At 47.3% G+C, this 24,206-nt stretch carries 18 protein-coding genes and 1 pseudogene; 14 read left to right on the forward strand and 5 right to left on the reverse strand.

The genetic code is table 11. The annotated features are described in order from the left end of the window. Nucleotide 1 precedes the first annotated feature (1 nt). Nucleotides 2-898, reverse strand: a complete 897-nt coding sequence (gene efeO, locus C7R91_RS22430) for an iron uptake system protein EfeO (RefSeq protein ID WP_047070131.1) — start codon at nt 896-898, stop codon at nt 2-4. Nucleotides 899-1,267: 369 nt separating this feature from the next. Between efeO and C7R91_RS22435 the strand changes: the two genes are divergently transcribed. From C7R91_RS22435 to C7R91_RS22470, 8 genes are all read left to right on the forward strand, one after another. Then, complete coding sequence (locus C7R91_RS22435) at nt 1,268-2,056, forward strand: HAD-IIA family hydrolase (RefSeq protein WP_047070129.1); 789 nt, start codon at nt 1,268-1,270, stop codon at nt 2,054-2,056. Between the two features lie 21 nt (nt 2,057-2,077). Next, entirely contained in the window at nt 2,078-4,159 is a 2,082-nt protein-coding gene (locus tag C7R91_RS22440; RefSeq protein WP_047070128.1) for a glycerophosphodiester phosphodiesterase family protein, read from the forward strand. A gap of 61 nt (nt 4,160-4,220) precedes the next feature. Then, on the forward strand, nt 4,221-5,321 hold the full coding sequence (locus tag C7R91_RS22445) for an ABC transporter ATP-binding protein (protein ID WP_047070127.1): 1,101 nt from the start codon (nt 4,221-4,223) through the stop codon (nt 5,319-5,321). A 25-nt stretch (nt 5,322-5,346) separates the two neighbouring features. Then, the gene (locus C7R91_RS22450) at nt 5,347-6,663 is read left to right on the forward strand and encodes an ABC transporter substrate-binding protein (protein ID WP_047070126.1); all 1,317 of its coding nucleotides are present in this window, start codon (nt 5,347-5,349) and stop codon (nt 6,661-6,663) included. A gap of 27 nt (nt 6,664-6,690) precedes the next feature. After that, nucleotides 6,691-7,578 (forward strand): carbohydrate ABC transporter permease, encoded by an 888-nt coding sequence (locus tag C7R91_RS22455; protein ID WP_047070124.1) that lies wholly within the window; start codon nt 6,691-6,693, stop codon nt 7,576-7,578. A 13-nt stretch (nt 7,579-7,591) separates the two neighbouring features. Next, on the forward strand, nt 7,592-8,395 hold the full coding sequence (locus tag C7R91_RS22460; protein WP_047070123.1) for a carbohydrate ABC transporter permease: 804 nt from the start codon (nt 7,592-7,594) through the stop codon (nt 8,393-8,395). 15 nt (nt 8,396-8,410) lie between these two features. Further along, on the forward strand, nt 8,411-9,235 hold the full coding sequence (locus C7R91_RS22465; protein ID WP_174769357.1) for a sugar phosphate isomerase/epimerase family protein: 825 nt from the start codon (nt 8,411-8,413) through the stop codon (nt 9,233-9,235). Between the two features lies 1 nt (nt 9,236). Beyond that, the gene (locus tag C7R91_RS22470) at nt 9,237-9,803 is read left to right on the forward strand and encodes a glycerol-3-phosphate responsive antiterminator (protein ID WP_047070122.1); all 567 of its coding nucleotides are present in this window, start codon (nt 9,237-9,239) and stop codon (nt 9,801-9,803) included. A 483-nt stretch (nt 9,804-10,286) separates the two neighbouring features. On the opposite strand, the gene C7R91_RS22475 is transcribed toward C7R91_RS22470, so the two are convergent. Both C7R91_RS22475 and C7R91_RS22480 read right to left on the reverse strand, forming a co-directional pair. After that, nucleotides 10,287-10,580, reverse strand: coding sequence for a hypothetical protein (locus tag C7R91_RS22475; protein WP_047070120.1), 294 nt, complete (start codon nt 10,578-10,580; stop codon nt 10,287-10,289). A 969-nt stretch (nt 10,581-11,549) separates the two neighbouring features. After that, nucleotides 11,550-11,969 (reverse strand): annotated as a pseudogene (locus C7R91_RS22480) (DUF4280 domain-containing protein); the annotation flags it as partial. A gap of 396 nt (nt 11,970-12,365) precedes the next feature. Between C7R91_RS22480 and C7R91_RS22485 the strand changes: the two are divergent. The 5 genes from C7R91_RS22485 to C7R91_RS22505 all read left to right on the forward strand — a co-directional run bounded on the left by C7R91_RS22485 (nt 12,366) and on the right by C7R91_RS22505 (nt 16,835). Continuing rightward, a complete protein-coding gene (locus C7R91_RS22485) occupies nt 12,366-13,463 on the forward strand; it encodes a nitric oxide synthase oxygenase (protein ID WP_047070118.1) in 1,098 nt (365 codons plus the stop codon). Nucleotides 13,464-13,564: 101 nt separating this feature from the next. Beyond that, complete coding sequence (locus tag C7R91_RS22490) at nt 13,565-14,152, forward strand: RNA polymerase sigma factor (protein WP_047070117.1); 588 nt, start codon at nt 13,565-13,567, stop codon at nt 14,150-14,152. Then, nucleotides 14,121-15,056 (forward strand): hypothetical protein, encoded by a 936-nt coding sequence (locus C7R91_RS22495; protein WP_047070116.1) that lies wholly within the window; start codon nt 14,121-14,123, stop codon nt 15,054-15,056. Before C7R91_RS22490 ends, C7R91_RS22495 begins: the two co-directional genes overlap by 32 nt. A 202-nt stretch (nt 15,057-15,258) precedes the next feature. After that, the gene (locus C7R91_RS22500) at nt 15,259-15,663 is read left to right on the forward strand and encodes a hypothetical protein (RefSeq protein ID WP_047070115.1); all 405 of its coding nucleotides are present in this window, start codon (nt 15,259-15,261) and stop codon (nt 15,661-15,663) included. A 206-nt stretch (nt 15,664-15,869) separates the two neighbouring features. Continuing rightward, a complete protein-coding gene (locus C7R91_RS22505; RefSeq protein ID WP_047070114.1) occupies nt 15,870-16,835 on the forward strand; it encodes an iron-hydroxamate ABC transporter substrate-binding protein in 966 nt (321 codons plus the stop codon). Nucleotides 16,836-16,903: 68 nt separating this feature from the next. Here the strand turns inward: C7R91_RS22505 and C7R91_RS22510 are convergent, their stop codons facing one another. Further along, nucleotides 16,904-18,526, reverse strand: a complete 1,623-nt coding sequence (locus C7R91_RS22510) for a family 10 glycosylhydrolase (RefSeq protein WP_047070112.1) — start codon at nt 18,524-18,526, stop codon at nt 16,904-16,906. 240 nt (nt 18,527-18,766) lie between these two features. Between C7R91_RS22510 and C7R91_RS22515 the strand changes: the two genes are divergently transcribed. Next, on the forward strand, nt 18,767-19,717 hold the full coding sequence (locus C7R91_RS22515) for a lipase/acyltransferase domain-containing protein (protein ID WP_047070111.1): 951 nt from the start codon (nt 18,767-18,769) through the stop codon (nt 19,715-19,717). A 55-nt stretch (nt 19,718-19,772) separates the two neighbouring features. On the opposite strand, the gene C7R91_RS22520 is transcribed toward C7R91_RS22515, so the two are convergent. Then, nucleotides 19,773-24,206, reverse strand: a 4,434-nt coding sequence (locus C7R91_RS22520; RefSeq protein WP_106786226.1) for an LPXTG cell wall anchor domain-containing protein, incomplete at its 5' end; no start/stop codon positions are given.

Genomic DNA, 24,206 nt, shown 5'->3' on the forward strand with positions numbered 1-24,206 from the left:
GTTAGCCTCCTACGATCTTACCCATTTTGGACAATGGCTCAGCCAATGCATCGAGGGACTGACTCAGCTTTTTCACTTGGTCTTCTTTCAATTCGGTGTACAGCACATAGCCGTCGCCTTTGCGGTAAGGTGCGAGGGCTTTGTCCAAATCAGCAAAGCGAGCTTCAATTTCACTGGCAAGAGCAGAGTCTTTTGCCGTAACAGCAGGCTTCAATACTTTGTAAATTTCGTGAGCGCCTTCTACGTTCGCAGCGAAATCGTACAAGTCGTTATGGGAATAGCGTTCTTCCTCACCAGTCACCTTGCTCGTCGATACCTCGTTCAAGAGCTCAACCGCACCGGTTACCAGCATAGGCACATCAATTTCGACGCTCTCTACTTTCACGCGGAGCTGCTTCACATCTTGCAGCAGTTGATCCGCTACTTTTCCTTGGTCAGCAACCGATTTGGTTTCCCAGAGTGCTTTCTCCAATTTGTGATAGCCGCGCCATTCGTTATCAGGCACATCGCCTTCGCGGGCATCGATCCACGGGTCAAAATCGCCGAGAGATTCCGCAATAGGCTCGATTCTCTCAAAGTAAGCACGGGCTGGAGCATACTCTTTTTTCGCTTTCTCCATATCGCCTGCTTTGACGGCGGTGGTAAAGCTTTCTGTTGCTTTTACGAATTGGTCGGTTTGGTCAACGACCCATTTTCGGTATTGATCGATAGAGGCTTGCAGCTCAGGAGAAGCAGCAGGAGCAGTGCTCGCTGTTGCGGACTGATCAGCAGCAGGCTTGTCAGGCTGCGTGGCTTCTGGTTTTTTCTCCTCGGTTTGTGTTTGTGCGTTTCCGCAAGCGGCGAGCAAGGAGGAACCGAGAATCACTGCGGCGAGTGGATAACTCCATTTTTGAATCATGAAAAGACATCCCTTCATCTAATATGAGTGCATAATTATATGGTTATATGTCGATAATGAATATCATTATCATCCACAAAGAATTTTACTCTTTCTTAAACAGTTTGCAATCTTTTTTTGGCTAACAATCACTGGTTAGTTTTGGCGTTGTTCACATAAAACCAAAAGTAGCTCAACAATCCCTTAACAATGACCTGTTATGATCGAGCTATCAACTAAATGAATAACGTCTGTAAGTGGGTCGAGACGTGGAGAAAGCCCTCATACAGCAATAGATTTGAAAAAGACCGTTCTTTCGGTTTGTTTCTTTGTGCTATTGCCGTGTATGAGGGCTTTTTGTGTTTTCGATGAAAGGAGCGAGTAGGGGATTTGCTAGATACAGATAGATACGATGCGTATTTTTTTGACTTGGATGGAACAATTTTTCTCGGGAATGAACTGCTTCCTGGGGTGGAAAAGACACTTGCCACGCTGCGGGAGAAGCAGAAGAAAATCATGTTTTTGACCAATACGACGGTACAGACAAGAACAGCTTGTCAAACTCGCCTCCAGAAGCTCGGATTGATTGCCCGGCGGGAAGAAATCATGACGGCAGCCTATGCGGCGGGATTGTATCTTCAAGAAAATGCGGGGCAAGCGCGTGTCCTGATCGTTGGGGAGCCTGCATTGGAGGAAGAGATTGCGAGCTTTCATATAAAGCAGGTGCAAGATGCGGAGGAAGCTACGCATGTATTGGTTGGAATGGACCGTGGATTTACGTATGAAAAGCTGCAACAGGCCGCTGACGCTGTGCGAAAGAGAGCCCACCTGATCGTAGCGAACCCCGATCCGGTATGTCCGGTGCCAGGGGGTGCGATTCCTGATACATGGGCGTTGGCGAGAGCGATTGAAACAGCTGGTGGAGCTTCTGTCTGGGCGATGACTGGCAAGCCGTCCCGGTACTACGCCGAGCAGGTTTTTCAACAGCTTCAAGTACAGCCAGAGAGATGCGTCATGGTGGGCGACCGTTTGGAAACAGACATTTTACTTGGGAAAAACAGCGGCATGAGAACGGCGCTGGTAATGACAGGTGTGACAACCAGCCGCGAACTGGAAGCCACAGAGATTCAGCCAGATTACATCCTTCCGACGATGGAAGCCATGGTGCAAGTCGAGTAGGAAAACGAGGAGGCATGGGAGATGGAGTTGGGAAAGAGCAGCAAAAAGTGGTTGTGGTCACTAATGGCAGCAAGTCTGGTGACAGGCAGTATGCCGTCCGTGATGGCGCAAAGCGCGGTGAGCAAAACCTTGCTCATTACAGAAGTTGTCAATGATCCCCTTTTTGATGAAAGCACAGGCGAGTTTATCGAAATCACCAATATCTCCAACGATTCGATTGATTTGAGTGGATACATGATCGGCGATGAGGAAAAGCGTGGAGGAAATGAAGGGATGCATGCGTTTCCGGAAGGCACCCTGATTGAGCCTTTCCAGACGATTGTCATCTCCCGCTATGCCGACGGTATCGTGGAACGCCATGGCGTCACGCCTGATTTTGAATTGTTTGATTCTATGGAGGACGTCCCTGAGCTGTTGCCGACGGATTGGGCGACAGGCAGCATTTATTTGGCCAATGGCGGTGACCACGTCATTCTGATGGACCCTGAGTACAATGTGGTGGATTCGATGGCTTACATGGATGCGAAGGTTCCGGGAGTCACCTCTCATCCGGGAGTAGCTGGCGGACACTCGATGGAACGCCTGACGGAAAGGGATACGAATGACGCATCTAAAGATTTTGTCGATCAACCCAAGCCTACCCCTGGTGAGCTGTTGTTTGGACCGAATGCCCAAAAAGACAAGATTCCAGTCTCTGATCTGAAAGACGACGTGCTGATTGTCCCTGAACCTAAGACGGGAATTGTCCTTCCTCCGACGGTGATTGCCATGTACGACAAGAAGTCCGAGATTGATGCGATTTTGGAAGCAGAAGCGTCTTCCATTTTTATTCCGGTGAAAAAATCCGGTAAGAACGGAGTCGTCACCCAGGACGGCACATCTTTGGACGAGGTATTGGATCAGATCAAGGGCAAGGCGATCCCGGTGATTCATATCGAAGACAAAAAATTGGTAGCGGAGGTCGATCGTCTGCTACAGAAAGAGAACCTCACTGATGTGCACATTGTGTCTTCCCGACCGGAAATCGTCCAAGAAATGCGGGAGAAAAACAATGAATACCGTGGTGCCCTGGTGTATATCGACGGCAAGCTGAACGAAAAGAAGCAAAAGGAACTCGTACGTTCAGCCAGGAGCAGTCGTTCCAATGTGATCGTCCTCTCGCAAACTGCGATGACGGAGGAGGTCATTCGCTACTTCCGCAATCGCGGGTTGTCCGTGTGGGGAATTGATCGGGCGAATAAGAGCCAAGCGAGTGAAATGATCGAGATAGGGGTGGCGGGGGTTGTCTCACACGATCCAAAAGAGGTGCATGAGCTGCTTGCTGCTTACCCAGAGAAAAGCATCACGCAACCTCCGATGGTCATGGCGCATCGAGGTATCCCTTCTTTAAAGCCAGAAAACACGATGTACGCCTTTGAAGAAGCAATGGAGCTGGGTGTGGAAATTATCGAGACAGACGTCCACAAAACAAAGGATGGCCACCTTGTCCTGATCCACGATTTTGATCTGGAACGCACCACCAACGGGACAGGGAAGGTAAAGGATTTCACGCTGAAGGAACTGCGCGAATTGAACGCGAACAAGCTCGATCCAGCAAATCCTTCCTGGTATCAGCCTGAGATTACGGATGCTGTTATTCCTACCATGGATGAATTGCTGGAAGCGGCAAAGGGCAAAGCGGTGCTCATTCTGGAAGCAAAGGGGATTGGGTACGAAAAGGAAATGGCGAAGGCTATCAAGGAGCACGACATGGTTGAAGATGTAATTGTCAGCAGCTTTAGCTCAGAAGTATTGGAGCGTTTCGCCAAGCTCAATCCGGAATTGGGACTGGGCTTTACCTTGAGCGGGACCAAGCCAAAGGAACAGCTGGAACAGTATGCCGAAAAGCAGGTAACAGACGCGGTTCAACTGAATGCCCAATACTTTATCAACCATCAGATTGTGACGCCAGAGCTAATCCGTTTCGCCAAGCATCGGGGAATCATTTTGACCGTGTATACCGTTAACGAGGAAGCAGATATGAAGCGGGCAACCGAGGCGGGAGTCGGCGGGATTATTACCGACTATGCACAAAAACTTTACAATACCCAAATATTACCTTAGTAAGCAATTGTTATAGTCGAGTGATACGTAAAAAACAGCGAGAGGTTCAGGGGGGAAAGTCGTGGCTGAAGTGGAATTGCGGCGCATTTCCAAGATGTATGGAGGCCAGAAGGTAGTCAATGAAGTGAGCGCTCGTATTCTGCCAGGAGAATTTTTCGTGCTGGTAGGGCCTTCTGGTTGTGGGAAATCAACCACACTGCGCATGATTGCCGGGCTGGAGGAGATCAGCACGGGAGAGCTGTTGATTGGCGGCAAGCCGATGAACCAAGTCCCTCCGAGCGGGCGAAACATCTCCATGGTGTTTCAAAATTACGCACTTTATCCGCATTTGACGGTAAAAGATAATATTTTGTTTGGCTTGCAGGTTCGAAAAGTAGACAAAGCAGAGCAAGGCAAGCGGTTGGAGCGTGTAGCAGAGATGCTGGGCATCGCGCATCTTTTGCAGCGCAAGCCGAAGGAATTATCCGGGGGACAACGACAGCGTGTTGCACTCGGACGGGCTATCGTCAGTCAGCACCCTATCTGCCTGATGGACGAGCCGTTATCCAATCTGGATGCCAAGCTGCGCGGGCACATGCGTACGGAAATCCGTCGCTTGCAGCAAGAGCTGGGCATCACGATGATTTACGTTACGCACGATCAGGTGGAAGCGATGACGATGGCAGACCGCATGATGGTCCTGCGCGACGGAGAGGTCCAGCAAGTCGGAAAGCCGCTCGACGTCTACAACCATCCAGCGAATTTGTTCGTGGCGGAGTTCACGGGGGCACCCCCGATGAATACGGTACCTGCCATTTGGCGGGCAGGAGATCAGGCAGGGATCGAGGTGGCAGGTCAGCATTTTTTGCCGCTTCCTATGTTTCACGGTAGCAAGGACCAGACCCCGGTCGTTCTCGGTCTGCGTCCAGAGTCATTGCAGCCCGCCCTTGAAGGGCAATCTGTCGATGCTTCCTGCCAGTTCCCTGTCACTGTACAGGGAGTAGAGATTCTCGGTTCTGAGACCATTGTGGAATTCACCGTGGGAGACAAGCTGTGGAAAGCCAAATGGAACGGGCAATGGCACTGCAAAAGAGGCGAAACCATGCATGTTCATTTTGATCCAGCTCAGGTGAACGTGTTTGATGGAGAAACCGGAAAAAATCTAGCGGTTACGACCAATTGAGAAAAGAAAAGGGAGAGGTACTGCGATGCGTAAAGTTGTCAAAAGCTTGTTTGCGGTCGTCATGGGTATAAGTCTGATCACAGGTTGCTCCAGTGGCAATTCTTCGTCCACGAACAACGCGGCGCAAGGAGCCAATTCATCAGGCAGAACAGAGCTGTCCTTCTATTATCCGGTTGCAGTTGGCGGACCATTGACCAAGATCGTGGATGGAATGGCAGAGGAATTTAACAAAGAAAATCCAGATATCACAGTCAAGCCAGTCTATACGGGCAGCTATCAGGATACAACGACAAAAGTACAGGCGGCTGTACAGGGCAAAACTCCTCCCGATGTAGCGGTGATGCTCTCCACTGAGCTGCATACGATGATGGACATGGATGCAATCCTGCCGTTGGACGACTTCATTGCCAAGGATGGCGGCAGCGAATACGTAAATGATTTCTTCCCGGGCTTCTTGGCGAATTCCCAAGTAGACGGCAAGACATACAGCATTCCATTCCAGCGCAGCACCATCGTGCTCTATTACAACAAGGACGCGTTCAAGGAAGTCGGCCTTGATCCAGAAAAACCGCCGACATCCTGGGACGAGCTGGTTTCGTACGCAGCCAAATTGAAAAAGGACGGACGCTACGGCGTCGAGATTCCTTCCTCGAGCTTCACGTATTGGATGTTCCAAGCTCTAGCCTTGCAAAACGGCAAGAACTTGATGTCCGAAGATGGGAAAAAAGTGTTCCTGGATACGCCAGAAAATGTAGAAGCTCTGCAATTTTGGGTAGATTTGTCCAAAAAGCATCAAGTCATGCCTGAAGGCGTCAACGAGTGGGCGACTGTACCTTCGGATTTCTTGGAAGGCAAAACGGCGATGATGTTCCATACGACAGGCAACCTGACGAACGTGAAGAAAAGCGCGAAGTTTGATTTTGGCGTAGCGTTTTTGCCAGCGAAAAAGAACTACGGCAGCCCGACAGGTGGCGGAAACTTCTACATGTTTAAAGGAACGGATGAAAAGAAACAGGCAGCGGCATGGAAGTTCATTCGCTTTATGACCGAGCCTAAGCGCGCTGCTCAGTGGAGTGTCGATACGGGTTATGTTGCGACACGCAAATCTGCTTACGAAGAAGAGACGATGAAGCAATACGTCAAGGACTTCCCGGCAGCAGCGGTGGCGCGCGACCAGCTGGAATACGGACATGCTGAGCTGTCTACACACAATAACGGCAAAGTGACAAAGCTCTTGAACGACACGCTGCAATCCGTGATCACGGGTCAATCCGAGCCTGCGGAAGCATTGAAAAAAGCGCAGGAAGAAGCGGACAAGATGCTGGCGCCGTTCAATAAATAAATCAAGCAAGGCAATGGGGGAGCGACAATGGGGGAACTACGCGCAAAATGGAAAGTGAACATGTACGCCTGGCTCTTGCTCCTTCCCTCCCTCATCTTCCTGCTGCTGTTTACCTTCTATCCGGTTATACAAACGTTCATACTCAGTTTTCATCAAGCGGATCTGGGTTCTCCAGAGCCGTTTTTTAACGGGATAGATAATTATAAACAAATGGTGGAAGATGAAGTGTTTTGGAAGGTGCTGACCAATAATATCTGGTTTGCCATCGGAACGGTGCCGACGAGTGTGGCTCTCGCGCTGGGTATGGCTCTGTTCGCCAACAAGGCATTACGAGGGAAGAGCTTTATCCGCACGGCTTATTTTTACCCGACAGTTGTTCCGATGATTGCAGTGGCGAACATCTGGCTGTTTATTTACACACCGGAGTACGGAGCGCTTAGTCATGTGATGGAGTGGTTCGGAAAAGGCGACATGAACTGGCTCGGCGATCAGAAAAATGTGATGTGGGCGATGATCTTCATGGTCATTTGGAAGGAAGCGGGCTATTTCATGATCTTTTATTTGGCGGGGCTGCAAAACATTTCACAGGAGCTATACGAATCCGCCTCCATGGAAGGGGCATCGTCGTGGACGGTTTTTCGCCGCATTACATTTCCACTGCTTATGCCAACGACGATGTTTGTCAGTATTATCGCCTTCACCAACTCTTTCAAGCTGGTAGACCATTTGGTGATCATGACCAAAGGCGGGCCGGATAATGCCAGCAATCTTTTGCTGTACTACATATACGAGACGGCGTTTTCTTTCTGGGATCAAGGAATGGCTTCGGCGTTAACGATTGTCATGGTCGTGCTGCTCTTGTTAGTCGCTGCTTTTCAGTTTTTTGGTATGGATAAAAAGATTCATTACAACTAAGGGGGGATGGCAGATGCTCCGCAAAATCACAACGGTTGGAATGTACGGCTTGGCCGTTCTCTGGTTGTTTCCTTTGCTTTGGGCGGTCTGGACTTCCTTTCGCCCGAGGGAGCTGGCGACTTCGTGGTCGCTTAGTGCAGATTTTACACTCGATAACTTTGCGAAGGTGTGGGACGCAGCGCCCTTTGACCAGTACTACATCAATACCTTTTTGATCGTAACCGGTATTTTGGTGGCGCAAATGATTACGGCTACACTGGCAGCCTATGCCTTTGCGAAGCTGCAATTTTGGGGAAAGGATGTGCTGTTTGTCCTGTTCCTGGTCCAGCTCATGGTTCCGGCGGATATCTTGATTTTCCCCAACTATAACGTCTTGCGTGACTTGTCTTTGCTGGATACCAAAATCGGCATTATGCTGCCATATTTCGCTTCGGCCTTCGGGGTCTTTCTGTTGCGACAAACCTTCAAGACAATCCCGCACGAGTTGGAGGAGGCGGCACGGATGGAAGGCTGCTCCTGGTTCCAGATTTTGTGGCGGGTGTACGTTCCGTTAGCGAAGCCAACCTACATTGCTTTTGGCTTGGTCTCGGTCAGCTACCATTGGAACAACTTCATGTGGCCGCTGATTATTACGAATTCCGTGGAAAATCGTCCGTTAACGGTCGGTCTGGCGATTTTTGCCCAATCGTTTGAGACGGGGGCGCAGTGGGCCGAGGTAAGTGCAGCGACGGTCATGGTGATTTTCCCGTTGTTGCTGGCATTTTTGTTGTTTCAGCGGCAATTTATCAACAGCTTCATCCACTCCGGCGTGAAATAAGAGGGAGGGTCATGAATGATAAGAGACAAAAGCTCGTTTGCCGTATCCACCTATGCGTTATTTGATCTGTCCTTGCGTGAGGCGATTGTTCAGCTTTTGCACGATGATTGGACGGGCATCGAGATTATGTGTGAAGAGAATCATGCCGACCTCTTGGACTGGTCCTGGGAGCAGCTGAAAGAGTTGAAGCAGCTGGGAGACGAGAGAGGGATTGCCTGGTCGATTCATGCGCCGATCAGCGGCTGCAATCTGGCGGCGGACGCAGGACCAACCCGGGATCAAACAATGGACACGATGAAGCGTTGCCTGGAGATTGCCAGCTTTCTCGACTGCACGCACGTCGTGATGCATGCGGGGGAGGTAGAAGACCGACTCGCGGAGACAGAGCGTGCCAGAGGTGTGGAAAATGTGAGTCAGGCACTACACGTGTTGACCAACGAGCTGTCCGCAGAGAGTAGAACCATACTGACGGTCGAGAATGTTCCCCCTTATCCAAAAGTGCTGGGGTGGAACGTTGAGGATCTCGTGCGTATATGCCGTCATGTAAATTCCTCTCGTGTGGGGATCGTATACGACGTGGGCCATGCCCATTTGATTCGTCCGGGATATGCGATCGATGCATTGCAGAAGGTGCTTCCTTATTTGTCCGCTCTTCACCTGAGTGATAACTTTGGCAAGCTGGACGATCATTTGGCAGTGGGTGACGGAACGATTCCGTTCGAGCCTATCCTGTCACTTTTAAAAGACAATGGATTTGCGGGTCATTGGGTTGTAGAGACAAAGCAGCTTGGCTGCGCTGAGGTAAGTGTGGAACGGCTGCTGAGGGCAGGAGGCAAATAACATGGACATGCAAACGATTTTGAAAACGAATCCGGTGATTGCGGCAACCGAACAGGATCGTCTGGGAGAGGCGATGGCGTCCCGAGCTTGCGCGATCCTTTTGATGTACGGAAAGCTGACCAAGCTGATGGAGGAAGCTGAGACCATCCGTCAGTCGAGCAAGCCGATTTTTTTGCACACAGACCTCATGAATGGCTTGTCCAATGACAAAGAGGCTTTTCGATTCTTGTCCACCTATATCCAACCAACGGGCATTGTCACTACCAAAGGACCGATGATTCGCGCAGCCAAAAAGGAAGGGATGCTGACGATCCAGCGAGTCTTTTTAATCGATTCGACCTCTCTTTCGACGACCATCAAAAACGTCTTGGAAAACCAGCCGGATGCGATTGAAATCATGCCGGGGATAGCGCCGTCTATTATTTCGTATATCAAGGAGCATTTGTCGCAGCCGATTATTTTGGGCGGGTTGATTTGGAATATGGAACAGGTCAACGAAGCGTTGAAGGGCGGAGCAGATGCTGTTTCGTTGAGTAAGTCGGAGATGTGGAATCATATGACTGTTTAGGAGAATGGGCGGGTGTGAAAGCACCTGTCTTTTTTGTATATTATCAACTCCAACCATAGTTTTCGCGTTATAACGGAGGTTGCTTAAGGGTGGCTTTTTTTGCCTCTGTACGTGTCATTTTCCTTTGTCTGTGATGATAACATTTAGATCATATAGCTGTTTCAACACCGTTTCAGTATCTTGACGGGGAGATTCAAGGAACTTTTCAGCGATTTTCGTAACTAATTGCAGAATGGACAAATCGGCGACTTCTCGCATTTTATATGCCCAGCAAGAACCGATGTGCAGACGTAACAAAATGGCGAAATTTTTTAGCGGGTATTGGTCGGCTCAAAAGACAAAACCCCGTAAGGTATGACCTAAACGGAGCAAATCGAGAATGCCATTCGGCGTTCCTTCAATAACAACCATGCTTGCAACTTTGATAAAGAAAGGTGTTTTAACCTTAATAGAAGACATAGGCTTCAGCCACGAATGTATTACTCAATCCAATACTAGCAACACTTCATCACCTGATTTTATCTTAATAAAATCATCCGAATCATAAATGTTAATTCCAATACTAAGATTTCCTGTGATGGAAGTTGAAAGATCCATTTTCTTAACTTTAAATTTCAATTCTTCTGTTGTGGTTTTAACCATAATATATTTTTCGGAAATATTTGGTACTTTTTTATTGTTTGAGGAGAACGTTGGATCAACTCCTCCTAAAATAATACCCCCTCGCTTTTTATCATTAATGGTCATTCCCACCCGCATGATATGTTCATACATCATTTGTATTTCTCCTTATCTTTCAACAATATCTAGTAAATGCCTGACATCTTTAATCTTCAAATTTGCGTTTCTTAGTCTTTGAATACCATCTTTTATAAGCATCCTTTTCTCTGCTTGGCTTAACTCTGGAGCAAATCGTGCCGCCCTTATACTAGCTTGTGCTTCATCTAGAGCATAATTTCTTGGATTTAATACCATCTCATTATTTATTAAATCATATTGATTAAAAGCAGTTCCCTTTTTAACGGTCTCATAATGTCCAACTACTTCATGTGCTATAGTACCCTTACCACTAATCAATGAATTTGGATTTTTGGTTGGTAATTTAGATGGTAAAACATCATTATTAATTATCAGAATAGTATCATACATTATGCTTGTAGGCGTGGTGTTTACACTATCGGCAATGTGAATGTTCTCTTCTGGGAAACCCAACTTTTTTGCATAATTAACCAATTCATCTGTTTGTTCCTGGGTAAGAGGTGTATCATTCCTATATCCTTTAGTATCAATAAAACTCTTACCCTTCCCCTGCTTTTTCTTCCTTGCCACATCCACTACATTCTTAATGTTTTTACTTCTCCCTAGCGTAAGTACATTCAAAGCAAGGCCACCAAGTGCAATTCCATCCGCGAGATTGAATTTATCATCACGCAACGTATTCAAATCTTCTTGCATTGGCTCGATATAACCTTCCCTTACAAACACTCCAATACCCTTAGGTAAATCCTCTGCCGCTTTCTGCAAACCTCTTGGCAAATCATTTGCTGCTTTTTCCAAAGCCCCCGGCAACTCACTTGCCGCTTTTTGCATCGCAGCAGGAACGTCTCCCAGTTTCGAGATACCTTTGACGAAATGATCCCACATGCTTGGTTTTTCCTGTGGCTTCTCACAAGCTGGTCCTTGTTCAAAATTGGCATTCACGGATTCGTTATTTGCTTGCGACTGTTTTCCTACAGTAACACCACCTAAATCCTGACCGTCATCCTCAATCTTGATCAGCCCACAGTGGAAACACATATTTGTTGATTTGTTCAGCAAAGCTGGATGTCCGCCTACCATTTTATCTGGTTTACCATCCATCCAAGGCATGGTCATCACTGGTGTACACGGCATCGGAGTTAGTACACCGTTATTGGCTGCTGTGGCAGAGGCGACCGCGGGATTTTTCAAGCTGCTGCACTTTCCAAAGGGCATAATATTGATGTTGGGAACGAAGTCCATGATATTCATTTGCGGCTTCCCTTTTACAAAAACACCGTGGCTGAATGGCATTTTTAAACGACTGAGTTGACTTCCACTGCTGCACGATAAAATGGCACCAACAACCACATAGCTCTTTCGTTCCGCATTCGACTTCTGGACGGTGATACCTTCAATATTGGGCATAGAGTCTCCTCCTCTCTGTAAAATTTTCGATCCAGATGAAAAGTGCTCATGTTGTTCGATTCGTTGGATATCCAATCTATATATAAAAAGGTAATAATGCCCATACAATGAAATGTCGGGTATAGAGCGGTCACTAACAATAGATATAAAGATGTGTATTCGCTTATGTACACATAGGTATTTGGAAATATTCCATCCATTAACACCTGTTCCTTTACCAAAGCCACTTATTCATCGTGCGTAGTACCACGTCGGCAAATGTTTCTTACAGATATGTGTCCAAATGCCTACATGATTGGTAATCACACAAGAGTAATTTTATAATGTAGGTAACAAAATTCTACGATGAAGAAAATAACAGCGAAGTGACACCCTTCAGCGTGAAAAGAGGGTAATATGGAACCAATTCAACTGATGGAAGCGGCAGAGCATTTTATCCGGACATGCTATCGTGAACTGGACAAGACACCTGACGAAACCGAGCAACGGCTGCAAGAAGTGCGACAGATGATTCATCAGCAGGGATACTATGAGCACACGGCTGAGGAGCTTCGTCACGGAGCAAAAATGGCGTGGCGCAATAGCAATCGATGTATTGGGCGATTCTTTTGGGAATCGTTAATAGTGATCGATGAGCGGCACGTCGAAACAGAAGAAGAGATGGCGCAGGCCTTGCTCCGACACATCGACTTTGCCACCAATGACGGGAAAATTCGCCCGACCATCACGGTATTTGCACCTGCTGTAGCAGGCAGAGCTCCCATGCGCATCTGGAATGACCAACTGATTCGCTACGCGGGATACGAGACAGAGTACGGCATACTAGGTGACCCGATTTCGCTTTCGTTGACGAAGCTATGTGAGAGCTTGGGATGGAGAGGGAAAGGCACAAACTACGACGTTTTGCCGCTTGTCGTGCAAATTGGAGATCGGACTCCGCAGTTTTTTGAGATTCCTCAGGAGCTGGTCTTGGAGGTGCCGATCGTGCATCCCGATTTGCCGGGATTTGCTGATATGAAATTGCAATGGTATGGGGTACCCATTGTTTCGAATATGCGCATGGAGGTTGGCGGTATCGACTATTTGGCCGCGCCTTTTAACGGCTGGTACATGGGAACGGAGATCGGTGCGCGCAATTTTGCCGATCAAGAGCGATATAACATGCTGCCAAAGGTCGCAGAGGTTATGGGGCTCGATACGAGCAGGGAAGCGACACTGTGGAGAGACAAGGCACTTATCGAGCTGAACGTAGCCGTCCTGCATTCCTTCAAGGAAAAAGGAGTATCGATTGTCGATCACCATACAGCGAGCCAGCAATTCAAGCGATTTGAGGAAAGAGAAGAGAAATGTGGTCGACCCGTCACTGGTGACTGGACATGGCTGGTTCCACCGATTTCCGGAACAGCTACACACATTTTCCACAGTCTGTACGACAACTCAATCCATACGCCGAATTTCTTTTACCAGGACAAGCCGGAGCTCGGCAATAAATAAGGCTTTCAAATGTCGCGAACATGCTTCGCGGTATTTTTTTTGCACGCGATGTCACATGCAGGGGGTTATGGTGCGTTATACCAGTTGGAAGGAGGGAGAGAGTGGACACGAAACAGATAGGAGAACTCGTGGATGAGATCATTCAGGGAGCGGATGACCGCTACGCTATCATCATGAAAAGCTACCAAACCCCGATATTTCACTACTGCTATCACATCTTGGGGAATCGATGCGAAGCGGAAGATGCCACACAGGAGGTCTTCTTCAAGGCTTATCGCAGCTTGAAAAAATACAGTCCAACCATACCGTTCGCAGCTTGGCTTTATAAAATAGCCTATCACCATTGCATCGATCTCATCAGAAAAAGGAAATGGACGAAATTGTTGCCGTTTTTGATGCAGGACAAAGAGTCTCAATCAGACATCGAGCGGTATATTGAAAATGTTTATTTTAGTGAGGATGTATTTCTTGCCATGCAGACACTTTCGGTAGAGGAAAGAACGCTTCTCTTGCTGCGAGGCGTGGAAGAAAAGACGTACGAGGAAATTTCCTTGATCATGAACAAAAACGCTGCGAGTCTGCGCAAGAAATTCGAGCGTACGGCATCGAAGTTCCGATCCGCTTATTCTCCTTTAGGGAAGGGAGGGTCAACTCACGATGAATCGAAACAAATCGCACGAGAGTATTAAGGAGCTGTTCAACGACCCGCGCATCCCGCAGGAGATTGAAATTAGTCATCAAGTGATGACAAAAATCAAACGAGAGAAGGAGAGATTTTTTGTGAAGTACAAGGTGAGTATTTTGGTTGCAATCGGATTAATCGCAAGTATTTCGTCGGGGTATGCTGCTGTTCAATACTATCAGTTGAAGGATGAAAAAGGCGAAGTTATTTATCAGCAGAAAGACATCTCCCAAATCCCGGAAAAACCAAAAGTTGTCAAGGAGTTAGATCCTGAAACAAAGAAATATCAAGATAAACGTTCGGAAATTACTGGAAGTATGGAGCCTGGAACTGCCGCAGCCGTTTATATCACCGTCCACAATCCAAACAAAGCGGTTGCAACGCTCTATAAAGCATTTGAATTTGCCAATTTGGCCGATCTACGCAAGAAAGTGGGAGATCAGATATTTGTACCTGAGACATTGCCAGGGGGTTATTCCTTTGAAGATGCCAATCTCACATTTGACATCAAGAGAGAGTATGACAAGGAAGCTTTGTACAAAAAGGCAGAGCAAGAGAAGAAAGAATATGTTATTCAGCCATTGGAATGGACAAATAAGCTGGATACGCTATATGCGACATATAAGTCTGGGAAAAGCTATATAAATTTGAACATCTCCAATTATGAAGATGTAGAAGACAGTACAACTTATGTAATCAATCAGGACGAACAGCAAAAAGAGGTAGTTAAAGTAGGGCAAATCGAAGTGCTGTATACCGAAGAAGCTAGTAAAGACGGGATTGAAAAGAACATCGTCTGGGTGATGGAATACGATGGAAAGAACATGCAGTATGAAGTAGTCACGACTGGGGATGTATTGACCAAAGGAAACATCAGCGAGTTTGTAAATGCCATGATGCCGAAAAAATAAAGCTACCAATGTCGCGAACATGCTTCGCGGCATTTTTTTGTGACGGACTGTAAATGGTATCTCTGAGAAACGAGAATGCGCGATGATTTAAGGAAAATTTTAGTTTTACCCCACGATTTTGTTTAACATTTCCTCTTACCCTAGATTTAGCAAGTAAGAGAATTACTTGCACATAAAAAGGAAATGAAAAGGAGCGAGACCAATGAAAAAGAAATGGATGACAGCTGCATCAGCTTTGTTACTTACTGGGGTGATTGGTACTGTTATACCGTATGCAACCACAACAGCAGATGCAAAAGCAAGTGTAGCGGAAAAAAGTAATCTGGACCTAAGAATTTCATTCGTTTTTTCTGAGGATGGTCAGGGAGTAACTATTAAAGACAGTCAATTAGGTGATTCCAAGGCTACGGTTAAAGATCTCTCCGAGAAGTTAGGTATCAAGGCAGATGATCTTAATCTATCTTCACATATCATTGAAATGAAACCAAATACAACAGGCAGCAAAATTATTGTCAAAGAAACTTCCTTTAAAGGTGAAGTGAAAGAGTATGAGACGAGCGATAATGATGTCCTCATGCTGTTCGGTCTTCACAAAGTAACTAAGTAAGCAGGTAAGGTAACTGCGGCACAAATCACCATTCACAGTCCCAACACCCCATAATGTCGCGAACATGCTTCGCGGCATTTTTTTGTAATGGATTGTAAAGGGTATCTCGGAGAACGAAAAAGATGGGCAGAGCAAGCGCTTTATGCTAAAATTTACGAGAATGATTATCAATTTCACTTTCTGTTGAAGGAGAGGTTCTCTTGAGAATGAGCAAATCAGGCTTAGATAAGATCATAATGATAGCCCTTATTATAGTCATGATCAGCATGTTATCAGCCTGCGGACAGACACCAGCCAATCCAGCTGCTCAACCTGCGCAGGAAAAGCCAGGTAACGAGAGTAACAATGAATATATCACCTACGAGGCGTTTAATGGCACAGTGAGAATACCTAAGGACACAAAACGGGCTGTGATACTTGCAGACAGCTATGTTGGACATTTTCTGACGCTGGGGATCAAGCCTATCGGTATCACGGACCATGCTCTGGAAAACCCGTATTTTAAAGGGAAGCTGGACGGTATCGAAAGCGTGGGCGACGGAACATCGGTAGAAAAAGTACTGGCGATGAATCCTGATTTACTTATTGTGTTTGAAGGGGATAAGAATATCGAGCAGTTCACCAAAATAGCTCCAACGGTAGTGATTCAATACGGTAAGAAGCCAATCCGTGAAGAACTGCGGGAGTTTGGCAAAATGACAGGAAGAGAAGACAAGGCGAATGAGTGGATTGCCGAGTGGGACAAGAAAATAGCTGAGGCAAAACCTAAGGTGCAAGCAGCGGTAGGAGATAAAACCGTTTCGATTCTGCAGCCATACGCCAAGGGGATCTATGCGTTTGGGCACAACTTCGGAAGGGGTGGAGACATCATTTACGGCGAATTCCGGTTGAAGGCTCCGAATGCCGTACAAAAAGAAGCCATTGATAGCAATACTGGCTGGGCAGAGGTCTCGCTTGAAACACTGCCGGACTTTGCGGGAGACTACATTTTTACCAGTGCATGGTCCGGAGATGATGCCAATCCGGAGGGTGTATACAGTACAAGCGTTTGGAAAGGCTTGTCGGCAGTAAAAAATAACAAGGTTTTTCAGATTGATCAGAAAGGCTCTTATTTTAATGACCCGATCTCCTTGGAAGCGCAACTCAAGTTCATTGTAGAGAAGTTAACGTAGAAGAAAAACCCCCCGAAACACATGTAGCAAGTATGCTTTGCTACGAGTTTTTCGGGGGAATTATTTATCTAGCGGTTGTAATAGCTGCTAAGAGCTGGGAGCAGACCTAATGGATTTTTTCGCAAGTCCTTGGCACTAAAGAAAATGCTGCCCTGAACCTGGGGAACCATCGCGTTGTAATTCAACTGGTTGATAATCTCCTGAGCACTTTGCCAGCCTGCCTCAGCCGTTCCCAACTTGTAAGGGGAATGACCGATATAAAGCTTGACGTTCGTCCCCTGTACTTCGTTTGCCCACCAAGTAACGAGCTTGTCGTATTGTGCAGGGGCGAAGGAAAAGCTCCAATAAATTTGCGGAGTCACATAATCAATCCACCCTTGCTGAATCCATGTGCGCACATCGGCAAACATGTGGTCATAAGCAGTAACGCCAGCTTTTGTATCGGAGCCGGTCGGATCGACGTTGCTGTTGCGCCATACACCGAATGGACTGATCCCGAACTGAACGTGAGGCTTGACGCTCTTGATGGATTGATTCAATTGTTGAACAAACTGATTGATATTATCGCGGCGCCAGTCTGCTTTGGACACGATTTTTTTTTTGTTGTAAGCCTTGAATGCTGCATCGTCTGCAAAGGCGACATTAGAAGGATAGAAATAGTCATCCAGATGGACACCATCGATGTCGTAGCGCTGCACGACTTCCATTACTTCATTGATAATTTGCTGACGTGCCGCCGGAATACCCGGATTGATGTACAGCTTTTTATTGGCATTCACAATCCAGTCAGGATGCTGCTTGATCACGTGATTCGCTGGCAATTGGTCTGTTTTTGCATCTGTAGTGGCACGGAACGGGTTGAACCAAGCATGGAATTGCATCCCGCGTCTATGCGTTTCTTCTACCATAAAGGCAAGCGGGTCGTAGCCAGGATCTTTCCCTGGAGTTCCCGTCAAAAATCTCGACCATGGAGTGAGTGCAGATGGATACAGTGCATCTCCAGATGGACGAACCTGCACGAAAGCAGCGTTCATTCCCATGGCTTGCAGCTCATCGAGCAGCTGTATGTATTCTTGTTGTTGCTTTGCTGGATTTCCGTATGAACCGGAAGATGGCCAGTCCAAGTTGTAGACCGTAGAAATCCATACCCCGCGCAAATCGCCATTTGTTACGACAGGTGTGCCTGGTTCCATTCCGCCAGTTTCACTCAATATATCCTGTGGTGGCGGAGTCATGGTAGCGACGTTGCCGCTTTGCAGGTGAATGGTTCTTGTTTTGTCTTCCCATTTTACCGTAAGGCCCAACTGCTCAGAGACAAAACGCAACGGAACCATAATTCTTCCTTGCTTGTTCTGAACCGAAGCATCGAGTGGGACGCTGTTGTTGTTCACAAGAGCGTTCTTTTGATTAACCTTCAGCGACAACAAGGTATCTTGCTTACTGATCGTTGCGGTTTGAGACTTTGGCTCCCAATTTACTTCGGCACCCAGATTTTCACCGATCACCCGCATGGGAACCATCGTTACGTCTGCTTTTGGAACAATGTACGGAGCGACGTCACTTTTGATTTGTTGCCCGTCCAAATAGATGCTGATGCCAGAGGATGTCTGCGCGGCTTGCACGGATATCCCCATCGTTGGAATACATAGTACGAACATTAGCAAAAGCATAAACCACTTGCGTACCTTCATTTTTGCCAATCCTCCGACAAGTATAGATTTGCTTAATACATTAGCCAATTCGTTAGACGCTTTATTATATCGCTTTGTTACGCTCAAGTGGGAAGATAATTGTAACGATTCGCTCCATTTCGGTAAAAAAGACGAGACTCATCGAAGCAAGGGAACCACCCAAGCTGATCTGGCATAGGCAGAAGCATATGTTGTTTTCCTTCTGGTCATGGGACGAAAGAGAGGGAAAGGAGTGCAAGCATGAGTTCTTTTCTTGCGCCAAAGGCACCGATTGTTTTTGTTCCGGGGCTGTTTGGGTCGATGAGTGATCAAATTATTCCGGGTACTGGTGACTGGGGCTTCGGGTTTGCCCGAACCGCTTACGAGCCATTTATCCGTTTGCTTGGAAAAATGGGTTACCCCCTCAATGAACAATTGTTTGTAGCCTTTTATGATTGGCGAAGGCAGATCGATATTTCAGCCGAGCGCTTTTTGCTGCCTGCCATCGAACGAGCGAAGCAAACGACAGGTTCGCCTTATGTCAATCTCATTTGCCATAGCATGGGGGGCCTTGTTGCTAGAGCCTATGTCCAGAGCGAATTTTATCAAAACGATGTAGATCAGCTGCTCATTTTTGCGACTCCCAACGCAGGATCGCCTGTCGCCTACAGCTATTGGGCAGGAGGGAAGCTCCCGCGCTCCGTGTCTGCCAAAAGAAATGTCGTGGAGCTATACATGAATGTATATCTGGCCTATTTGGAGCAAAGCATCCCTTTTCATCGTATACAAGCTATTCACAGACATTTTCCCAGTCTCCTTGATCTCACTCCATCAGCAGCATATGGCGATTATTTGCTGGAGAAAAACCAGGGGGTAGAAGCCTTCGTACCTTATGGGCAGATGGTCGTGAAAAATCAATACATGGACTACTTGAACGCAACGATGGGGATTATCGCAGCCCGCAATATTCGCGTCACGCTGGTAGCTGGCATCGGACACGAAACGATTCATTACCTGCGAACAGTCCCTTCGCTGTCTCCCGATAAATGGGTCGATGGAAGAGTAGTTGGCTCGATCAATAGTGACGCTGGGGATGGGAGTGTCATGGCAAACAGTGTATTCGCGCTGGAAGGTGAGCGTTATTACGTAGAGGCGACACATCTGGAGATTCTCTATAGAAGTGAACCGCTTCTCCGACAATTGCTAGAGTAGGGAGAAAAAAGAGGACCAAGCCGGGGAGATCCCTGGACTTGGTCCTTTAGATGAGCTACGCTTTCTTGTTTCTGCGATACATGATCGATATACCGATCAAGATCGAAACGATACCTGCAACGATAGGGAGTGGGTTAGCTTGTTCTCCAGTCTGAGGCAATACTTTACCTGTTGATGGAGATTCGTTGCTGGTTTCCAAAACGTTGGAGTTATTGGCCGCTCCTGAATCGTTCGGTTTGCTCGTATTTCCTGTTTGATTCAACTCCCCGGAAGTATTGGGGTTTGTAGTGTTGTTGTTTGCATCAGGAGTGCCCGGTTGATCCGAGTTACCAGGTTGCTCTGGGTTACCAGGTTGGTCTGGGTTGCCAGGTTGGTCTGGGTTGCCAGGTTGATCCGGTTTGCTAGGTTGATCCGGTTTGCTAGGTTTATCTGGTTTGTCTGGTTTATCCGGTTTGTCTGGCTTATCCGGTTTGTCTGGCTTATCCGGTTTGTCTGGTTTATCCGGTTTGTCTGGCTTTTCCGGTTCAGGCTCTGGTTTAGGTTCTGGTTCAGGTTCTGGCTTCGGCTCTGGCTTTTCGGGCTCCGGTTCCGGTTTTGGGTCAGGATTTCCGCCTCCACCGCCACCACCACCGCCGCCTCCACCGGAGGTTACGTCATTTTCGACAGTGACTAGCACATGGTCGCCAGCTACTTGGTTTCTTTTAATCTCGAACTCGATTGGCTTGCTGCTTTTTACATAACCAGCAGGTGCCTTCGTCTCGATAAACTCATACTTGCCTGGATTCAGGCCTTCGACAATCAGCTCTCCATTGCCATCCGTGGTCAGCTTGGTAAGCTCCTGACCGTTCATATCTTTGGCTACCTGACCATTTTCATCGCGGAGCGTAAATTCAGCTCCTTTGAGCTTATGATTTGGGTATCCGGTTCTTACTTTGGTCAGTTTCACAGATCCTGGGTTCAATCTGTTGGTCAACGTGAGAGAGGTCGTGCCTTCATCTGTCACTTCGAATTTCAGTGGTTTAGCGAGCTCATAATCAGCAAGAGCTTTTGTTTCGACGAGCTGGTAGAATCCTGCTTTCAGGTTTTCGAGGAGAAGGATACCGTCCTTATCCGTTGTGAGTCCACTTTGCAGTACTTTCCCGTCAGCATCTTGAAGCTCAAAGGTTACGCCAGGAAGTGGCTCTTTGGTGTAATGGTCCACTTTCAGCAATTGAACGGACCCGATATTTTTGGCGTTCTTTTTCGTAAGGGTCACAATTTCTGTCTGGTTGGAGGCGATTTTGAATGAAATCGGAGTCGCATCCAGCTTGTATCCCTTCGGAGCTTTCGTTTCTACTAGCTGATAGTTTCCTTCTGCCAGATCGCCCTTGGAGACTTTTCCGTCAGAGCCGGTTGTCAGCTCAGCGATCGTTTCGAATGCTCCGCCCTTTTCAACCTGTAGATTGAAGACAGCGCCTTCCAGCATTTTTCCAGGATTCTCTGCATCCACTTTGGTTAACTCAAATCCTTGACGGAGCAGCTTGTTGTCGATGGTCATTTCGATTGTAACTGGAACAGCGGGGTCAGCACCGGCAGGAGCCTTTAATGTAATGTCTTTTCCGTTTCTGTACTCGTCTGCGATGACGTAGCCAACAGGAGCGGATAGTTCTTTTAGCTTGTACGCTTTAAATTTGTAGCCTTTGAAGGTGGCAATGCCATTTTCGTCGGTCACGACTGTTTCCAGCAAGGTTTTCCCTGTCTTGTCGTACAGACCAAACGTGGCTCCTGCCAATGCTTTTTTCGTATCTGCGTCTGTTTTGACGATTTTCAAGTCGCCTTTACCAGGTGTGCCGGCTCCGCCACCAGCACCGGACAAGCTGACTTTAATACCATCTTGTCCGTCTGTACCTTTACCTACAACTTTTTTCCCTGCAAAAGAGGCTTCGTTTTTGATGATCTCTCCATGATCAGCATTGATAAAGGAGCGGTACTCCAGGATGTAGGCAGTGTGCAGGTCGTTTTTGAAAGTCAGTTTAAAGGTGTTGCCGACCACTTCTAGCGTATAGTCCTCGGATGCCACTTCTTTTCCGATAGCCAGGGCACCAGATTCAGAGACGGTTGTCGTAAAGAGCTTGAAGGAGTCTTTCATCAGAATTTGATTGCTGGACAGCGTATCGGTCAATACAGCACCTGCCGAAATGAAAGACTGGCTCGGATTGATTTTTACTGTCCATGTTGCATACTCTGAATCTGCTCCTGTACCTTGTACGCCTGTTTTGAGGACGTACTCCCCACCGTATGCCGGTCTCACGGTCGTCTTGCCTTTATAGAGTGGAGTGCCTGTTATGTCACTATCATGCATAGTGGCATTGTTTTCGTACACTTCTCCGACAGGCAGATCAGCCAAACTGGTTGTGTAGGTGATGCGATAGGCCGAGTCGATCTGTCCAAGATGCAGCTCAAAACCGTTGGTTAATGGGTCGAATTTGATAGGAACAACTGGTCCTTCGACCACTTTCACGCCGTCTGCTCCACCTGTAAGCAGCAACTTATGCACTCGTAACGAGTCCTTTACAAAAGTTTGTTCTCCGGTATAAAAATCCCGGATGATCGCGTTGTTAATCTTGTGAAGGTTATAGTTCACATCGATTGTCCACGTGATTTCTTTTGTGCGGGCGTCGTATGTACCCGTTTTGTTGCCGTTGTTGCTAGTGTAGTTGTCTGGCTTAACAGTAGCGGATTTCGTGATAGGGTCTTGTGCCTTCCCGTTTTCCTTCCAGTTCAGTTCAGCCTTGTTTTTGTACACGGATGGACGGTCCTTAGATGTAGGATCGAACTTCGTCAAGTACGTAATCACAAGGGCTTTTGTGACTGGTTTGTGGAAGGTGATCTTGAATCCGTCTTCGTACGTTGAATTCGGAGAGATGCTGTAGTCTTTGTCAGGACCTTCTTCCAAATCCTTTGTCCAATCGTTGATTTTTACTTTGTCAGGAAGAAGAGTCAGCCCTTGACCCGCATAACTGTCGGTAATGACGACATCATCCATCACCTGATTGTCCTCGTTTAGACTAAGCGTCCATTCGATCGTTTTATTCAGGTAATCGACTTTTTCCTTTTTGGCGTTTTTCCAGAAGATTGCTTGAGTGATCTCTCTTGATGCATCTTTTTTGGTTCCATCATAGATCTCTACTTCATTTTTCACGAGATAGCTGTCTTGGTGGACCCGATTTTTAGCTTTGGTCTGGTAGGTGATTTCGTAAGCAACCGACACATCATGATCAAACTCCAAGCGGAAGCCGGTATCCGATGGGGTTACGTTGTACCCTTTGATGGCAGCCCCGTCTTTTGTTCCGTTTCCGTTGTCGCCGATGATCATTTTATGAACGGTAAAAGAACCATTCACGAGCTCTTGATGACTGGTATCGAAGCGATCCTCGAGCCAAGCATCGCTTTGCTTGATCAGTTTTTCATTGTAGTTGTACTGAATAGCCCAGGTGATCGTTTGTGTGTTGTAATCATAGCGAATCGCTTTTTTGTCCAAAGGCTGGCTGAATCGGACAGAGACATTCGCGGAATCGGTTAAATCCTTTGGAAGGTTCGTTCCTGTGACAGTGGCTTTATTCGTGTAGGTTGTATCTGTCGTACCGGTGACGTTGGTCTTGTACGCGACGCGATAAGCACCGTCGATGTCGCCAAAGTTAATTTTGAACCCATTTCCTTCTGTCAATTTCTCGGGAGTGAAGGTAGTTACCTCAGCATTTGGATTAACAGAGCCATTCAACTGAACTTCTAATGGGAAGACCTTAATCGAGCTCATGTCGATATCCAGACCGCTTGGAAGCTCATCCGTAAAGACAGCGCCTTTAATCGGATTTTCACCTAAGTTGAATTCGACGGTCCAGTCGAGATGGCTAGGATTCATGCCTTTGTTTGCTTTTCCGTTCTTGTCGATTTCATTGTTGTTTTTGCCTTTGAAATGGACAGAGATCGGGGCGATGCCATCGAATTTAAAATCGATTTCCTGTCTCGTGCCGCCCTCAAACTTTTTCTCATCGAATTCCCGCCACACATAGAACGTTCCGTCATTGATCTCTGCTCCGTCATTGATGGTATCACTAAAAGTGAAGGTGACGGTGCCGTCTGTTGTCACTTCATAGGTGCCGTAGCCTCCATCCAGATCTCCGGTCAAAGTCCGATCGGTCTTAAACTTGTCTGGGAGAGTGAAGGTAAAGGTAGCACCTTCTGAGTAAGGATGTCCGGCAGGGATTTTCCAGGTGAAATCAACTTGAACACGCGAGCCCTGATCGGGGCGGATGTCTTCAATGTTGTTTCCGTCTTTGTCCTTCATGACTACGCTAGTGATGATATTGTCTTTGATGATATTTTCTTCAGGGTCTGGAACTGGCACCGGTACCTCTGGTAGAGGGACTGGTGGTTCAACAGGTGGCGTAGTCGGAGTTCCTGTGCCCGGCGGAGTAGTAGGAGTCCCGGTACCCGGATCGGTAGGAGT

Source organism: Brevibacillus formosus, from assembly GCF_003013405.1.
GTDB lineage: Bacteria > Bacillota > Bacilli > Brevibacillales > Brevibacillaceae > Brevibacillus > Brevibacillus formosus.

Excerpts from the sequence above, each read along its gene's own strand:
- efeO (WP_047070131.1), bottom strand. The coding sequence starts at position 898 with ATGATTCAAAAATGGAGTTATCCACTCGCCGCAGTGATTCTCGGTTCC.
- C7R91_RS22440 (WP_047070128.1), top strand. The coding sequence starts at position 2,078 with ATGGAGTTGGGAAAGAGCAGCAAAAAGTGGTTGTGGTCACTAATGGCA.
- C7R91_RS22450 (WP_047070126.1), top strand. The coding sequence starts at position 5,347 with ATGCGTAAAGTTGTCAAAAGCTTGTTTGCGGTCGTCATGGGTATAAGT.
- C7R91_RS22455 (WP_047070124.1), top strand. The coding sequence starts at position 6,691 with ATGGGGGAACTACGCGCAAAATGGAAAGTGAACATGTACGCCTGGCTC.
- C7R91_RS22460 (WP_047070123.1), top strand. The coding sequence starts at position 7,592 with ATGCTCCGCAAAATCACAACGGTTGGAATGTACGGCTTGGCCGTTCTC.
- C7R91_RS22465 (WP_174769357.1), top strand. The coding sequence starts at position 8,411 with ATGATAAGAGACAAAAGCTCGTTTGCCGTATCCACCTATGCGTTATTT.
- C7R91_RS22470 (WP_047070122.1), top strand. The coding sequence starts at position 9,237 with ATGGACATGCAAACGATTTTGAAAACGAATCCGGTGATTGCGGCAACC.
- C7R91_RS22475 (WP_047070120.1), bottom strand. The coding sequence starts at position 10,580 with ATGATGTATGAACATATCATGCGGGTGGGAATGACCATTAATGATAAA.
- C7R91_RS22485 (WP_047070118.1), top strand. The coding sequence starts at position 12,366 with ATGGAACCAATTCAACTGATGGAAGCGGCAGAGCATTTTATCCGGACA.
- C7R91_RS22495 (WP_047070116.1), top strand. The coding sequence starts at position 14,121 with ATGAATCGAAACAAATCGCACGAGAGTATTAAGGAGCTGTTCAACGAC.
- C7R91_RS22500 (WP_047070115.1), top strand. The coding sequence starts at position 15,259 with ATGAAAAAGAAATGGATGACAGCTGCATCAGCTTTGTTACTTACTGGG.
- C7R91_RS22505 (WP_047070114.1), top strand. The coding sequence starts at position 15,870 with ATGAGCAAATCAGGCTTAGATAAGATCATAATGATAGCCCTTATTATA.
- C7R91_RS22510 (WP_047070112.1), bottom strand. The coding sequence starts at position 18,526 with ATGAAGGTACGCAAGTGGTTTATGCTTTTGCTAATGTTCGTACTATGT.
- C7R91_RS22515 (WP_047070111.1), top strand. The coding sequence starts at position 18,767 with ATGAGTTCTTTTCTTGCGCCAAAGGCACCGATTGTTTTTGTTCCGGGG.